The organism is Lelliottia sp. CFBP8978 (assembly GCF_034046055.2).
Taxonomy (GTDB): domain Bacteria; phylum Pseudomonadota; class Gammaproteobacteria; order Enterobacterales; family Enterobacteriaceae; genus Enterobacter.
The window spans coordinates 4,134,415-4,149,002 of sequence record NZ_CM188253.1 but is presented as its reverse complement, the minus strand read 5'-3'; the positions used below and the strand labels follow the sequence as shown (position 1 = coordinate 4,149,002).

The 14,588-nt window shown below is 56.3% G+C and carries 14 protein-coding genes; 9 read left to right on the top strand and 5 right to left on the bottom strand.

What is annotated here, in order from left to right; all coding sequences use genetic code 11:
• Window positions 1–12 precede the first annotated feature (12 nt).
• Both SOM82_RS19540 and SOM82_RS19535 read left to right on the top strand, forming a co-directional pair.
• Complete coding sequence (locus SOM82_RS19540) at window positions 13–522, top strand: TRAP transporter small permease (RefSeq protein WP_320461004.1); 510 nt, start codon at window positions 13–15, stop codon at window positions 520–522.
• A 10-nt stretch (window positions 523–532) separates the two neighbouring features.
• A complete protein-coding gene (locus tag SOM82_RS19535) occupies window positions 533–1,819 on the top strand; it encodes a TRAP transporter large permease (RefSeq protein WP_320461003.1) in 1,287 nt (428 codons plus the stop codon).
• A gap of 73 nt (window positions 1,820–1,892) precedes the next feature.
• On the opposite strand, the gene zntA is transcribed toward SOM82_RS19535, so the two are convergent.
• Both zntA and SOM82_RS19525 read right to left on the bottom strand, forming a co-directional pair.
• Window positions 1,893–4,079, bottom strand: a complete 2,187-nt coding sequence (zntA, locus tag SOM82_RS19530) for a Zn(II)/Cd(II)/Pb(II) translocating P-type ATPase ZntA (RefSeq protein ID WP_320461002.1) — start codon at window positions 4,077–4,079, stop codon at window positions 1,893–1,895.
• Window positions 4,080–4,155: 76 nt separating this feature from the next.
• Entirely contained in the window at window positions 4,156–4,782 is a 627-nt protein-coding gene (locus SOM82_RS19525) for a lysoplasmalogenase (RefSeq protein ID WP_154128119.1), read from the bottom strand.
• Between the two features lie 129 nt (window positions 4,783–4,911).
• Between SOM82_RS19525 and SOM82_RS19520 the strand changes: the two genes are divergently transcribed.
• A complete protein-coding gene (locus SOM82_RS19520) occupies window positions 4,912–5,271 on the top strand; it encodes a DUF2500 domain-containing protein (protein ID WP_320461001.1) in 360 nt (119 codons plus the stop codon).
• 496 nt (window positions 5,272–5,767) lie between these two features.
• Here the strand turns inward: SOM82_RS19520 and SOM82_RS19515 are convergent, their stop codons facing one another.
• Window positions 5,768–6,049, bottom strand: a complete 282-nt coding sequence (locus SOM82_RS19515; protein WP_154128111.1) for a DUF1145 family protein — start codon at window positions 6,047–6,049, stop codon at window positions 5,768–5,770.
• Complete coding sequence (gene rsmD, locus SOM82_RS19510; RefSeq protein ID WP_320461000.1) at window positions 6,033–6,632, bottom strand: 16S rRNA (guanine(966)-N(2))-methyltransferase; 600 nt, start codon at window positions 6,630–6,632, stop codon at window positions 6,033–6,035. The genes SOM82_RS19515 and rsmD overlap by 17 nt, the downstream gene beginning before the upstream one ends.
• Window positions 6,633–6,759: 127 nt before the next feature.
• On the opposite strand from rsmD, the gene ftsY reads away from it, so the two are divergent.
• The 6 genes from ftsY to livJ all read left to right on the top strand — a co-directional run bounded on the left by ftsY (window position 6,760) and on the right by livJ (window position 13,818).
• Window positions 6,760–8,286 (top strand): signal recognition particle-docking protein FtsY, encoded by a 1,527-nt coding sequence (gene ftsY / locus SOM82_RS19505; protein ID WP_320460999.1) that lies wholly within the window; start codon window positions 6,760–6,762, stop codon window positions 8,284–8,286.
• 2 nt (window positions 8,287–8,288) lie between these two features.
• The gene (ftsE, locus tag SOM82_RS19500) at window positions 8,289–8,954 is read left to right on the top strand and encodes a cell division ATP-binding protein FtsE (protein WP_154128102.1); all 666 of its coding nucleotides are present in this window, start codon (window positions 8,289–8,291) and stop codon (window positions 8,952–8,954) included.
• Window positions 8,947–10,002, top strand: coding sequence for a permease-like cell division protein FtsX (gene ftsX / locus SOM82_RS19495; protein WP_320461034.1), 1,056 nt, complete (start codon window positions 8,947–8,949; stop codon window positions 10,000–10,002). Before ftsE ends, ftsX begins: the two co-directional genes overlap by 8 nt.
• Window positions 10,003–10,258: 256 nt before the next feature.
• Window positions 10,259–11,116: an RNA polymerase sigma factor RpoH gene (rpoH, locus tag SOM82_RS19490; protein WP_154128099.1), complete on the top strand. Its 858-nt coding sequence runs from the start codon at window positions 10,259–10,261 to the stop codon at window positions 11,114–11,116.
• A 137-nt stretch (window positions 11,117–11,253) separates the two neighbouring features.
• On the top strand, window positions 11,254–12,519 hold the full coding sequence (locus tag SOM82_RS19485; protein ID WP_320460998.1) for a 4-aminobutyrate--2-oxoglutarate transaminase: 1,266 nt from the start codon (window positions 11,254–11,256) through the stop codon (window positions 12,517–12,519).
• A gap of 198 nt (window positions 12,520–12,717) precedes the next feature.
• Window positions 12,718–13,818 (top strand): branched chain amino acid ABC transporter substrate-binding protein LivJ, encoded by a 1,101-nt coding sequence (livJ, locus tag SOM82_RS19480; RefSeq protein ID WP_154128096.1) that lies wholly within the window; start codon window positions 12,718–12,720, stop codon window positions 13,816–13,818.
• A 195-nt stretch (window positions 13,819–14,013) separates the two neighbouring features.
• On the opposite strand, the gene panM is transcribed toward livJ, so the two are convergent.
• Window positions 14,014–14,397 carry an aspartate 1-decarboxylase autocleavage activator PanM gene (gene panM / locus SOM82_RS19475; protein ID WP_320460997.1) on the bottom strand — a complete coding sequence of 128 codons (384 nt, stop codon included), beginning with the start codon at window positions 14,395–14,397 and terminating at the stop codon, window positions 14,014–14,016.
• Window positions 14,398–14,588 lie beyond the last annotated feature (191 nt).

Below are 14,588 nucleotides of genomic sequence, written 5' to 3'. Positions count from 1 at the left end.
TGTGGAGGACATATGTCCGAACGCTACCTGAAGTGGATGGACCGGCTGTACCTGCTCGCTATGGCCATCGCGGGCGTCTCGCTGCTGGTGATGACCATCGTGATCCCGATTGGCATTTTCTCGCGTTACGTGCTCAATCGCGGTGAGTCATGGCCGGAGCCGATTGCGATAATTTGCATGGTGACATTTACCTTTATCGGCGCGGCGGTGGGATACCGCGCCGGGTCACACATTGCGGTGAATATGCTGACCGACCGACTGCCCGAGACGCTAAAAAACCTGTGTGCGCGGATGGTGGATCTGCTGATGCTGCTGATTTCGGCCCTCATGTTCTGGTACAGCTTCTGGCTGTGCATTGATTTATGGGAGCAACCGGTCGCAGAATTTCCCATTCTGACCTCTGGCGAAAGCTATCTGCCGCTTCCGGTGGGTTCAGCGATTCTGATTCTTTTTGTCCTCGAGCGGTTGCTGTTTGGCTCGCAGGAACATCGTCCGGTCGTCCTGATCGGCAACCACAGTTAAGGGGTGAACAATGGATGCTTTTGTGTTGCTCTTCACCCTCGCCATTTTGCTGGCGCTGGGGATGCCGGTCGCCTTTGCCGTCGGGTTAAGCGCGGTCGCGGGGGCGCTATGGATTGATTTGCCGCTTGAGGCGCTGATGATCCAGATAACCAGCGGGGTAAACAAATTCACCCTGCTGGCGATCCCGTTCTTTATCCTCGCGGGCGCGATCATGGCCGAAGGGGGCATTGCGCGGCGATTGGTCAATTTCGCCTATATCTTCGTCGGATTTATTCGCGGCGGACTGTCGCTGGTGAATATCGTGGCGTCAACGTTCTTTGGCGCGATTTCCGGCTCGTCGGTGGCGGATACCGCCTCGATCGGCAGCGTGATGATTCCGGAGATGGAGAAGAAAGGCTATCCCCGCGAGTACGCAGCGGCAGTCACCGCCAGCGGCTCGGTACAGGCGATTCTGATTCCACCCAGCCATAACTCGGTGATTTATTCGCTGGCGGCAGGCGGGACGGTCTCAATCGCCACGCTGTTTATCGCCGGTGTGTTGCCTGGACTGCTGCTGGGGTTGTGTCTGATGAGCCTGTGTCTGGGATTTGCCCATAAACGCGGCTACCCGAAGGGTGAGAAAATTCCGTTCAAGCAGGCGCTGAAGATTTTCTTCGACGCGCTGTGGGGATTAATGACGGTAGTTATTATTCTCGGCGGGATTTTGTCGGGGATATTTACGGCCACGGAATCGGCGGCGGTGGCCTGTCTTTGGGCCTTCTTTGTCACCATGTTCATCTACCGGGACTACAAGTGGCGAGAACTTCCCAAACTGATGTGCCGCACGGTGAAAACGGTCACGATCGTGATGATTCTGATTGGCTTTGCGGCGGCGTTTGGCGCGGTGATGACCTACATGCAGCTGCCGACACGTATCACCGAATTTTTCACCTCACTGTCGGATAACAAGTACGTCATCCTGATGTATCTCAACATCATGCTGCTCCTGGTCGGCACGCTGATGGATATGGCGCCGCTGATCCTGATCCTGACGCCGGTGCTGCTGCCCGTCACCAACTCACTAGGCATCGATCCGGTGCATTTCGGGATGATCATGATGGTTAATCTGGGGATCGGGTTAATCACCCCGCCGGTTGGATCGGTGCTGTTCGTTGCCAGTGCGGTGAGTAAGCAGCGGATCGAAACCGTGGTGCGCGCCATGCTGCCGTTTTACGGCATGCTGCTGGTGGTGCTGGCCATGGTGACGTATATCCCGGCGATTTCGCTGTGGCTGCCCCGGGTGCTAGGGATGCAGTAGTCGGTGTGTTTTCGCCCTCTCCTGGTGGGAGAGGGCTGGAGTGGGGGGCGGGGCATCAGACCGCCTCCACTTTTTACCGACGACGCAATAATCTCAACGCGTTCGCCGTCACCAGTACCGTCGCCCCGGTATCGGCCAGCACCGCCAGCCACAGTCCGGTGATCCCGAGCAGCGTGGTGACGAGGAAAATCACTTTTAGTCCCAGGGCTATCGTAATGTTCTGACGAATATTGGCGCGGGTGGCGCGGGCCAGACCGATCATCTGCGCCAGCCCGGTCAGGCGGTTATGGGTTAACGCCGCGTCGGCTGTTTCCAGCGCGACGTCGGTGCCGCTGCCCATCGCAATTCCGATGGTTGAAGCCTTCATGGCCGGAGCATCGTTAATTCCGTCGCCGACCATCGCCAGCGGCGCGCGCGCGTTCAGCCCGGTCACCGCCTGGACTTTATCTGCAGGCAGCAAACCCGCCCTGAAAGAAAGACCAAGCTCATTCGCAATCGCAGCCGCGGCACGTGGGTTGTCACCGGTGAGAATAATCCCCTGAATCCCCAGCTGATGTAGCGAGGCAACGGCCTCTTTGGCATCGTCACGCAGCGTATCGCGCAGCGCCAGCACGCCTTTTACCACCCCGTCTACCGCAACGGTCACGACCGTCTGCCCGGCTTGCTCCAGCTCGCCAATACGCTGGCTGAAATCGCCCGCAGGGAATTTATCGGCTGCGCCAATCAGCACTTTTTGACCCTCAACGTCGGCCTCAATGCCGGAACCCACCAGCGCCCGCTGCGCGGTAGCGAGCGGAATATTCAGCCCACGTCGCTGCGCTTCACGCACAATCGCCTGCGCCAGCGGATGCGTGGAGCCTTGCTCAACGGCGGCAGCCAGGGTGAGCAGCGCCTCTTCGGTGATCTCATGCGGGTAAATCCCGGTGACCTGCGGTTTACCCACGGTCAGCGTCCCGGTTTTGTCGAAGGCAATCTGCCGGATCTGGCTCAACTGCTCAAGCGCCGCGCCGCCTTTAATGAGCGCACCGCGCCGGGCTGCTGCTGCCAGACCCGAGGTGATCGCGGCTGGCGTGGAGATCACCAGAGCGCACGGGCAGCCAATCAGCAGCAGCGTCAGGCCTTTGTAGATCCAGCTTTCCCACGGCGCGCCGAATATCAGCGGCGGGACAATCGCCACCAGCAGAGCGATCAGCATAATCACCGGGGTATAGATCCGACTGAAACGATCGATAAAGCGCTCAACAGGCGCGCGGCGCTCTTCGGCTTCTTCAATCAGCTTGAGAATGCGGTCAATGGCGCTGTCGCCAGGCTCGGAGAGCACTTTTAGCTGGACCAGACGGTCAACGCTGGTCGCCCCGGCAGGCACTTTTTCGCCCGTCGCGCGTTCGACTGGAATTGATTCGCCGGTGAGGGCGCTTTCATCAAAGCTGGCGGCGGCGGTCATCAACGCGCCATCGGCAGGCAGACGCCCTCCGGCGGACACTTCAATCACATCCCCCGGGCGCAGCGTGGTGATGGCGACCGTTTTTCGTTCTCCGTCGATCACGACCGTCGCCGTTTCCGGTTTTAACGCCATTAACGCACTCACCCCTTTGCGCGCACGGCTCGCGGCCCAGCCCTCAAGGCGTTCGCCGATCAAAAACAGCAAAAGCACCATCGCCGCTTCTGCCGTCGCACCAATAAACAGCGCACCGATTGCCGCGACGCTCATTAACGTTTCAATGGCGAACCAGCTACCGCTTTTCATCAGGCGCAGCGCCTGGCGCGCAACGGGGAACAGGCCGACCAGTGTTGTGGCGACAAACGCCAGATTGCCGAAGGGGTGGTTAAACTGTTCCAGGGTCCAGCTCAACGCCATCATGATAATCAGGGTGATGAGGGGCAGATTTTCCCGTAGCGGAGCGGTTTTTTCGGCAGGCGCATTTTCGCTGCGCAGGGAATAACCCGCTTTTGTCACGGCGGCTTCGATGCGGGCGGTAACGTCCTGGTCCGCGCTGACCACCAGTTTCTCGGTAGCGAATAGCACCTGTACGTGATGGACTCCCGGCACTTGCTTCACCGCATTTTCGACCTTACGGGCGCAGGCGGCGCAGTCCATGCCGTTTACAATCCAGGTGTAACGATCGCCGCTGCCAGCAAAGGCTGGAGAGGCTTGCGTGTCAGCCTGGCAATCGCCACAGCAATCGTCTTTTGCGGGAACGGGACTGAGTTTAAGTGCCGAGAATTGCGGCACTTTTTTCGGTGTATCTGGAGTCGACATGGCACTCTCCGGTAATGATAATTTTCTCATTAACCGCAGCATACACTCTGGAGTCGACTCCAGAGTCAAGCGTTAATTAAATATACAGCGAACGGACGATCAGGAAATGCCCGGCGAAATAGCAGGCGGCGGCGATGGCGTTATCGGCACGGAATCGGCGGCGATAATGACTGCCCAGCCAGACAATATTTCCCAGCAGTAATAACGTCGCGCCGAAGAATGCCGACATCGCCGGTGACGTTGGGCGGAAGAACCACAGTTCACCGGCCAGCCAGACCATCACCAGCGTCATGGCAATAAACGTGCAGACCGGCCAGCGCATCTCTTCCAGACGCGTCCAGATCACCGCCACCAGCAGCGCGCCTATCACCAGCAACACCAGCGGTAACGGCCAGAAGAACGAAAGGGTCATCTGGCTGGCGAAGTAGATGGTGTAAAGCAGATGGGAGAGGAAAAACGCGCCGATAGCGTACAGCAAGCGCTGACGCGGCAGCAGCGTTAACGCATCGCCAATCAAGGAGGCACACAGACCTGCCAGCACCAGATAGCTGACGGCGTTGAACATCGGGGCCTGCCATGCGAGCAGAAGGAGCAGAAGCAGGGTCACGGGCTTAAATAACCAGCGCTGCCAGACAGGGCCGCGATAGGACGCATCGACGTAAAGCCATGCGGAAAAACAGACAGCGATAAATGACCAAAGCATATTAACTCCCTGTATCTGTTATTTTTGGATAAATACTCTCTGATTCAGTGTAGTGACGCGAGCGGGCGTTTGGCAATGCCGGATCGGACGGGGTATCCTGATTTCCGCAAAATCTGATGGGATTCAACAATGAGCAAGATGCCGCTTTTTTTCATTATCGTGGTGGCGATCATCGTGATTGCAGCCTCGTTTCGCTTTGTGCAGCAGCGTCGCGAAAGGGCTGATAATGACGCCGCGCCGTTACTGCAAAAACACGTGGTGGTGAGTCATAAGCGCGAAAAACCGCTCAACGATCGCCGCTCCCGCCAGCAGCAGGAGACGCCCGCAGGCACGTCGATGCGCTATGAGGCAAGCTTTAAACCCGAAAGCGGCGGGCTGGAGATGACGTTTCGTCTGGACGAGAAACAGTACCATCAGTTGACGGTGGGGGATAAAGGGACGCTGAGCTATAAAGGGTCGCGGTTTGAAGGGTTTACACCGCAGCCGTAATTTCCCCTCACCCCAACCCTCTCCCCAGAGGGGCGAGGGGGCATAGACCGCACTGTATTATCACTCAATCCAAAGGGGCGAGGGAGCATAGACCGCACCGTATTATCACTCAATCCAAAGGGGCGAGGGGGCACAGGCCGCACCGTATTAGCACTTTCCCCAAAGGGGTGAGGGTGCACAGACCGCACTGTACTATCCCTCTCTCCAAAGGGGCGAGGGTGCACAGACCGCACTGTACTATCCCTCTCCCCAGAGGGGCGAGGGAGCATAGACCGCACAGTCCTAACTCTCCCCAGAGGGGTGAAGGGGCATAGACCGCACAGTCCTAACTCTCCCCAGAGGGGCGAAGGGGCACAGACCGCACAGTCCTAACTCTCCCCAGAGGGGCGAGGGGGCATAGATCGCACTGTGTTATCCCCTATCTCCAAAAGGGCGAGGGGCACTGTCCTGTCCCCTCTCCCTCCGGGAGAGGGTTAGGGTGAGGGCAACAGGCCACTTATTTCTTCGCCTGCGCCTTAAACTTCTTCATCCACACCAGCAGTTCGAACACGCCAAAAATAAAGACGCGCAGCTGCTGCCAGCCGGTCATCTGCGGTCCGTCTTTCGGCAGACCGTTTTTCAGCATCACCATCTGCAGAGCGTGCATAAAGGCGGTGAAAATCAGCGCAACGTTGACGAAAATGTTCATTGGGCGCGGGAACGGGTGCACCAGATTGAGGATTAAGAACGCCCAGACGCCCAGCATCAGCAAACGCCCAAGATTAATCAGTACCGGCATCGGACTCTCCTTGTACTTCACGGTGATACAAACGATAGGCCACCTGTCCTGCGACCTGTTCACGGTGCAGATGCCAGTGAACCGGGACTGGCGGTAAGCCGTGTTCCACTTCGCTTTCGACATAGATGAGCGCGTCATCCGCCAGCCAGCCGTTGCTTTCCAGCAGCGTCAGGGTCTCTTCCAGTAGCCCTTTGCGAAACGGGGGATCGACAAACACGACGTCGTGCGGTGTGCCCGTCTGCGCGAGGAATGCCAGCGTGTTGGTATTCACCACTTTTGCATTCGCCGCCTTCAGGGTAGCCAGATTCTGCTGTAATTGCTGTGCGACACCGCGCTCCATCTCCAGCAACGTTGCGCTGGCCGCGTAACGCGACAGCGCTTCGAGTCCCAGTGCGCCGCTTCCGGCAAAGCAATCCAGACAGTGAGCGTCAACCATCGACGGCGCCAGCCAGTTAAACAGCGTCTCTCTGACGCGATCGGTTGTCGGGCGCAGGCCGGGGCTATCGGGGACGGGCAGTTTGCGGCCTCGCCACTGGCCGCCGATAATGCGAATTTGTCCGGCCGGGCGGTTCGTTTTCTTCATTTCAGGAAAGCTCTGCTAACAATTGGCCTGCGATTCCAGGCGGTGATGTTACTTAGGTAAAGTGATAGACTATTTCATCATTTTTTTAGCTTCCATGTATATAGTACCGCGAGGAGTGTAGTCGCAGATGGCAAAACAAAAAAAACGTGGCTTCTTTTCCTGGCTGGGCTTCGGTGAAAAAGAGCAGGAAACAGAACAGAAAATCGAAGAGCAGCAGGCGGCTGAAGAACCATCACAACCTGAAACGCCCGTCGAAACAGCTGCCGCGATAGAAGCGGAAGAACCTGCGCACAGTAAAGAAGAGACAGACTCCTTCGCGCAAGAACTTGTGGATGTGACCGAGCAGGTTCAGGAAAGCGAGAAACCGCAGCCCGTTGAGCCAGAACCCGTTGTGGCTGAACCGGTTGCAGACGTTATCGCAGAAGAGGTTATTGAGCCGGTGGCCGTTGAGGCGCCTCAGGCGGTGATTGAACACGAAGAGCTGCCGCTGCCGGAAGAGGTCAAAGCAGAAGCGATCGCCCCGGAAGAGTGGCAGGCTGAAGCCGAAACTGTCGAAATCGTTGAGGCCGTTGAAGAAGAAGCCGAAAACGAACCGGAGCTGACTGACGAAGAGCTGGAAGCCCAGGCGCTGGCGGCGGTGGCCGCTGAAGAAGCCGTCATGGTTGTTCCGGTCGAAGAAATGGAAGACCAGACCCCGGCAGAAGAGGTGGCCCAGGAGCAGGAAAAACCGACCAAAGAAGGTTTCTTCGCGCGTCTGAAACGTAGCCTGATTAAAACCAAAGAAAATCTGGGTTCCGGATTTATCAGTCTGTTCCGCGGTAAGAAAATCGACGATGATCTGTTTGAAGAGCTGGAAGAACAGCTGCTGATTGCGGATGTCGGTGTGGATACCACCCGTAAAATCATCGCTAATCTGACTGAAGGCGCAAGCCGCAAACAGCTTCGCGATGCCGAAGCGTTGTACGGCCTGCTGAAAGAAGAGATGGGCGAAATTCTCGCAAAAGTTGACGAACCGCTTAATATTGAAGGCAAAACGCCCTTTGTTATTCTGATGGTGGGCGTAAACGGCGTGGGGAAAACCACCACCATTGGCAAGCTGGCGCGTCAGTTCGAACAGCAGGGTAAATCCGTAATGCTGGCGGCGGGAGATACCTTCCGTGCGGCGGCGGTTGAGCAGCTGCAGGTCTGGGGTCAGCGCAACAATATTCCGGTGATTGCGCAGCATACCGGTGCGGATTCCGCTTCCGTGATTTTCGATGCCATTCAGGCGGCGAAGGCGCGCAACGTGGATGTGCTGATTGCCGACACCGCAGGGCGTTTGCAGAACAAATCGCACCTGATGGAAGAGCTGAAGAAAATCGTCCGCGTGATGAAGAAACTGGACGAAGACGCGCCGCATGAGATTATGCTGACTATTGACGCCAGCACAGGACAGAACGCCATCAGCCAGGCGAAGCTGTTTGATGAAGCGGTTGGGCTGACCGGGATTACGCTGACCAAACTGGACGGCACCGCCAAGGGTGGGGTGATCTTCTCCGTCGCGGATCAGTTCAGCATCCCCATCCGCTACATCGGTGTTGGCGAACGTATCGAGGATTTACGTCCGTTTAATGCGGGCGACTTTATTGAGGCACTATTTGCCCGAGAGGATTAACAATGATTCGCTTTGAACACGTCAGCAAGGCCTATCTCGGTGGGAGACAAGCGCTGCAGGGGGTGACATTCCACCTGCAGCCGGGCGAGATGGCATTCCTGACCGGCCACTCCGGCGCGGGGAAAAGTACCCTGCTCAAGCTTATCTGTGGGATCGAACGGCCAAGCGCCGGGAACATCTTTTTTGGCGGCCATGATATTAGCCGTCTGAAAAACCGTGAGGTGCCGTTTTTGCGTCGCCAGATCGGGATGATTTTCCAGGATCACCACCTGCTGATGGATCGCACCGTATTCGATAACGTGGCGATCCCACTGATTATTGCGGGTGCCAGCTTTGATGACATTCGCCGTCGCGTCTCGGCGGCGCTGGACAAAGTGGGCCTTCTCGACAAAGCGAAAAATTTCCCGATTCAGCTTTCTGGCGGTGAACAGCAGCGCGTGGGCATTGCTCGCGCGGTGGTGAATAAGCCTGCCGTTTTGCTGGCGGATGAACCGACCGGTAACCTGGATGATGCGCTCTCTGAAGGGATCCTGCGTCTGTTTGAGGAATTTAACCGCGTGGGGGTGACAGTATTGATGGCGACGCACGATATCGGGCTCATCTCCCGCCGTTCGTACCGCATGCTGACGCTGAGCGACGGTCATTTGCACGGAGGCCATGGTGAATAAGCGCGACGCAATAAACCAGATTCGACAGTTCGGGAATCGATTTGATCGTTTCCGCAAGCCGCAGGGCGGCGGGGATGGGCATCGCAACGCCCCGAAGCGCGCGAAAGCGTCGCCGAAGCCAAACTCCCGTAAGACCAACGTCTTTAACGAGCAGGTGCGTTACGCCTTCCACGGCGCAGTGCAGGATCTGAAGAGTAAACCGCTGGCAACGTTCCTGACGGTGATGGTTATCGCTATCTCCCTGACGCTGCCGAGCGTTTGCTATATGGTCTACAAAAACGTCAATGAGGCGGCTTCGCAATACTATCCTTCGCCGCAAATTACGGTGTATCTGGATAAAGCGCTGGATGATAACGCGGCGGCGCAGGTCGTGGGGCAGCTCCAGTCTGAACAGGGCGTGGAGAAGGTCAACTATCTGTCGCGCGACGAGGCGCTGGGCGAATTCCGCAACTGGTCCGGGTTTGGTGGCGCGCTGGATATGCTCGAAGAGAACCCGCTGCCTGCGGTAGCGGTGGTGATCCCGAAACTGGATTTCCAGGGGACCGATTCGCTTAACACCCTGCGAGACCGCATCACCCGTATCAACGGCATTGATGAAGTGCGCATGGATGATAGCTGGTTCGCGCGTCTGGCTTCCCTGACGGGGCTGGTAGGGCGCGTGGCGGCGATGATCGGCGTGCTGATGGTCGCGGCGGTCTTCCTCGTGATTGGTAACAGCGTGCGTCTGAGCATCTTTGCCCGTCGTGACACCATTAACGTGCAGAAACTGATCGGCGCGACGGATGGATTTATCCTGCGTCCGTTCCTTTACGGTGGCGCACTGCTCGGTTTTTCCGGCGCATTTCTTTCACTGATATTGTCAGAAATTTTGGTGATGCGGCTCTCTTCAGCCGTCACTGAAGTGGCGCAGGTTTTCGGAACCAAGTTTGATATCAGTGGCTTATCTTTCGATGAGTGCCTGTTACTGCTGCTGGTGTGCTCAATGATTGGCTGGGTAGCCGCGTGGCTTGCCACGGTACAACATTTACGTCACTTTACCCCCCAGTAAAAAATCTCTGATATAATCTTTCCCTGCAATGAGTACATCACTTTGCAGGGAAAGAGTCCCTGTTGACTCTCCCCCGCGATCGCTAATCCATGTCACAATTTGTGCGTAATCTATTCACAGCGTTACATGGAACTTGTGGATAAAATCACGGTCTGATAAAAGTGTGAATGTTAGTCTCACTGCTCAAAAGCTTTGGCATGCTTGTTGCCTGATGGGGACAAACCACCGCCAGAAGATACGAAATTGAGAGGAATGAATGACCAAAGAAATGCAATCTTTAGCGTTAGCACCTGTTGGTAACCTGGAATCTTACATCCGGGCCGCTAACACCTGGCCGATGTTGACGGCCGAGGAAGAAAAGGAGCTGGCTGAAAAGCTGCATTACCAGGGCGATCTGGAAGCAGCTAAGACGCTGATCCTGTCTCACCTGCGCTTTGTTGTTCACGTTGCTCGTAATTACTCGGGCTACGGCCTGCCGCAGGCGGACTTGATTCAGGAAGGCAACATCGGTCTGATGAAGGCGGTACGTCGCTTTAACCCAGAAGTGGGCGTGCGTCTGGTCTCCTTCGCCGTGCACTGGATCAAAGCAGAAATTCACGAATACGTCCTGCGTAACTGGCGTATTGTGAAAGTCGCCACGACCAAAGCACAGCGCAAACTGTTCTTCAACCTGCGTAAAGCCAAGCAGCGTCTGGGCTGGTTCAACCAGGAAGAAGTCGAAATGGTGGCGCGCGAGCTGGGTGTGACCAGTAAAGACGTGCGTGAGATGGAATCCCGTATGGCTGCTCAGGATATGACATTTGATATGTCTGCTGACGACGATGCGCAGGATAGCCAGCCGATGGCACCGGTACTGTATCTGCAGGACAAAACCTCTAACTTTGCTGATGGCATCGAAGAGGACAACTGGGAAGATCAGGCTGCCAACAAACTGACCCACGCGATGGAAGGTCTCGACGAGCGTAGCCAGGCGATTATCCGCGCCCGCTGGCTGGATGAAGACAACAAATCCACGCTGCAGGAACTGGCCGACCGCTACGGCGTCTCCGCTGAACGTGTGCGTCAGCTCGAGAAGAACGCCATGAAAAAACTTCGCGCCGCTATCGAAGCGTAATTCTCGCGAAGTTTCCCCGATAACCCTCGAATGCAAATTCGGGGGTTTTGTTTTTTTAACGCCTGCTCTGGCGAATTCTTTCCCCCTGGCAAACACTTACAGATGCGCTAAGCATGCGGATCTCTTAGGGGGACAGGGTGAAAAATAACGAACTGAATGAACGGCGTTTGCAGGCGACGCCACGCGGGATCGGCGTGATGTGTGGTTTCTACGCCGATAAAGCGGAAAATGCCACGCTGTGGGACGTGGAAGGTCGCGAAGTTATCGACTTCGCTGCGGGGATCGCGGTGCTCAACACCGGCCACCGCCACCCAAAAGTCATTGCCGCCATTGAAAAGCAGCTCCAGGCCTTTACCCACACGGCGTACCAGATCGTGCCGTACGAAAGCTATGTCACCCTTGCAGAGCGCATCAATGCTCGCGTGCCGATTGAAGGGCCAGCCAAAACCGCTTTCTTCTCGACGGGCGCCGAAGCGGTTGAAAACGCCGTCAAAATCGCCCGCGCTTACACAAAGCGCCCCGGACTCATCACCTTCGGCGGTGCTTTTCATGGTCGTACCTTCATGACCATGGCGCTTACCGGCAAGGTCGCTCCCTACAAACTTGGCTTCGGCCCGTTCCCCGGATCGGTCTATCACGCCCAATACCCCAATACGCTTCACGGCGTAAGCTCCCAGGAGGCACTAAAAAGCCTGGAGCGCATCTTCAAAGCCGATATTGCCCCGGATCAGGTGGCGGCAATCCTTGTTGAACCGGTTCAGGGCGAAGGTGGCTTCAACGTCGCGCCAGCCGATTTTATGCAGGGGCTGCGCGCGCTGTGCGACACCCACGGCATTTTGCTGATCGCTGACGAAGTGCAAACCGGTTTTGCGCGTACCGGTAAACTGTTTTCGATGGAGCATCACTGCGTTAAACCGGATCTGATCACCATGGCCAAAAGTCTGGCAGGCGGGATGCCGCTCTCGGCGGTGTCTGGCCGCGCAGAGGTGATGGATGCGCCAGCGCCGGGCGGGCTGGGCGGAACCTATGCCGGTAACCCGCTGGCGATCGCGGCGGCACTGGCGGTGCTCGATGTCATTGACGAAGAAGATCTGTGTACCCGCGCGTCACATCTGGGTCATCATCTGGTGGAAGTGCTTAATAAAGTCAGGTCCGGCTGCCCGTTTATAGCCGATATTCGTTCGCAAGGGTCGATGGTAGCGGTGGAGTTTAACGATCCGCAGACCGGACAACCTTCACCGGAATTTACCCGTCAGGTGCAGGAGCGCGCGCTGGCCGAAGGACTTTTGCTCCTCAGTTGTGGCGTTCATGGCAATGTGATTCGTTTCCTCTATCCCCTCACTATCCCGGAAGCTCAGTTCCGCAAAGCGCTGGATATTATCTCTGCCGCGCTGACTCGTTAAAGCCATTCGCCCGGCGGCAAAAGCGCGCCGGGCGTAGCATATATACATTTCAAATTAGCTATTCCAAAACCATAAAAATGGGGTATGTTTTAGCAGAGTGTGCTGAAAATGCGCGGGCAGCAGACCTATAACTGAAATAAAGCGCTACACAACAACATCACAACAATCGTAATAACCATAATAATGGGGAATCTCAGGATGAATATGAAGGGTAAAGCGTTACTGGCAGGATGTATCGCGTTGGCATTCAGCACCATGGCTCAGGCTGATATTAAAGTTGCTGTGGTGGGTGCAATGTCCGGTCCGGTAGCGCAGTACGGCGACCAGGAATTTACGGGCGCAGAACAAGCGGTTGCAGATATTAATGCCAAAGGCGGCATCAAAGGCGAAAAACTGCAGATCGTAAAATATGATGATGCCTGCGACCCGAAACAAGCGGTTGCCGTGGCGAACAAAGTGGTCAACGACGGGATCAAATATGTGATTGGCCACCTGTGCTCCTCCTCCACTCAGCCAGCGTCTGATATCTATGAAGACGAAGGCATTCTGATGATCACCCCGGCGGCGACCGCACCAGAGCTGACCGCGCGTGGTTATAAACTGATTCTGCGTACCACCGGTCTGGACTCTGACCAGGGCCCAACCGCTGCGAAATATATCCTCGAAACCGTCAAACCGCAGCGCATCGCGATTGTTCACGACAAACAGCAATACGGTGAAGGCCTGGCGCGCTCCGTACAGGACAGCCTGAAGAAAGCGAATGCGAAAGTGGTCTTCTTCGACGGCATTACCGCAGGTGAAAAAGACTTCTCCACGCTGGTGGCGCGTTTGAAGAAAGAGAATATCGACTTCGTGTACTACGGCGGTTACCACCCGGAAATGGGTCAGATCCTGCGTCAGGCGCGCGCAGCCGGCCTGAAAACGCAGTTTATGGGGCCAGAAGGTGTGGCGAACGTTTCCCTGTCTAACATCGCAGGTGACTCGGCTGAAGGGATGCTGGTGACCAAGCCGAAGAACTATGACCAGGTTCCGGCAAACAAACCGATCGTAGACGCAATTAAAGCGAAGAAACAGGATCCGAGCGGTGCGTTCGTGTGGACCACCTACGCGGCGCTGCAATCGCTGCAGGCGGGTCTGAACCAGTCAGCCGATCCGGCTGAAATCGCGACCTGGCTGAAAGCGAATTCCGTCGATACCGTGATGGGACCGCTGTCCTGGGATGAGAAGGGCGATCTGAAGGGCTTCGAGTTTGGTGTGTTTACCTGGCATGCAGATGGTTCTGCGACTGACGCAAAATAAACGCAAATGGCAACCGTAAGGTTGCCATTTTAGTGTTTTCTCTCTCTCCCTGTGGGATAGGGAACTGTACGGAGCGGGTTTTCTCCCTCTCCCCGTGGGAGAGGGAACTGTACGGAGCGGTTTTCTCCCTCTCCCTGTGGGAGAGGGTCGGGGTGAGGGCATCAGGCCGCACAAATCAGCCCGCATTCAGCAAACCTAATGCTTCTCCCACCCATTCTCCAGCGCCGTAAAGCCCAACGCCTGCATAAATGCCGCCATCGTGCTGCGGTCCTCAACGCCCACATCGGCCATCCACCATGAGGTGATGTCCGGGTTATCGCGAACCACTTCTTCAATCAGATACTGTCCCACGCCGCGCCGACGGGTGATCTCACGCACGCGCAGTGAGTCCAGCGCCCCTTGCGATCCGCTCAGCGTCACGCGTACCGCACCCAGCAAACGCTCGTTAAAGCGGGCGGCATAAATACGATGGATTTCATCCACGGCCAGGGATGACGGGGAATATTCCGGCCAGATCTTGCCCAGGTCGATACGATCCTGGTCGCTAAAGGACACCAGACGAAGGATAGTCAGTTTCATTAGCTGCTTGTCCAAATCAAAAAGAGTAAGGCAGTGTACTCAATTTATCTGACCAGCGGCTTCCACTTTTTAAACTCATTCTCCAGGTGATTACTTTTTTAGCAGCGCAATGTGCAGTGCGAAAATACAGGGATCGAAAAATAAGCAGAATTTTAACCTAAAGGGTAGTGATTTATTCGGCGCTTTGTACC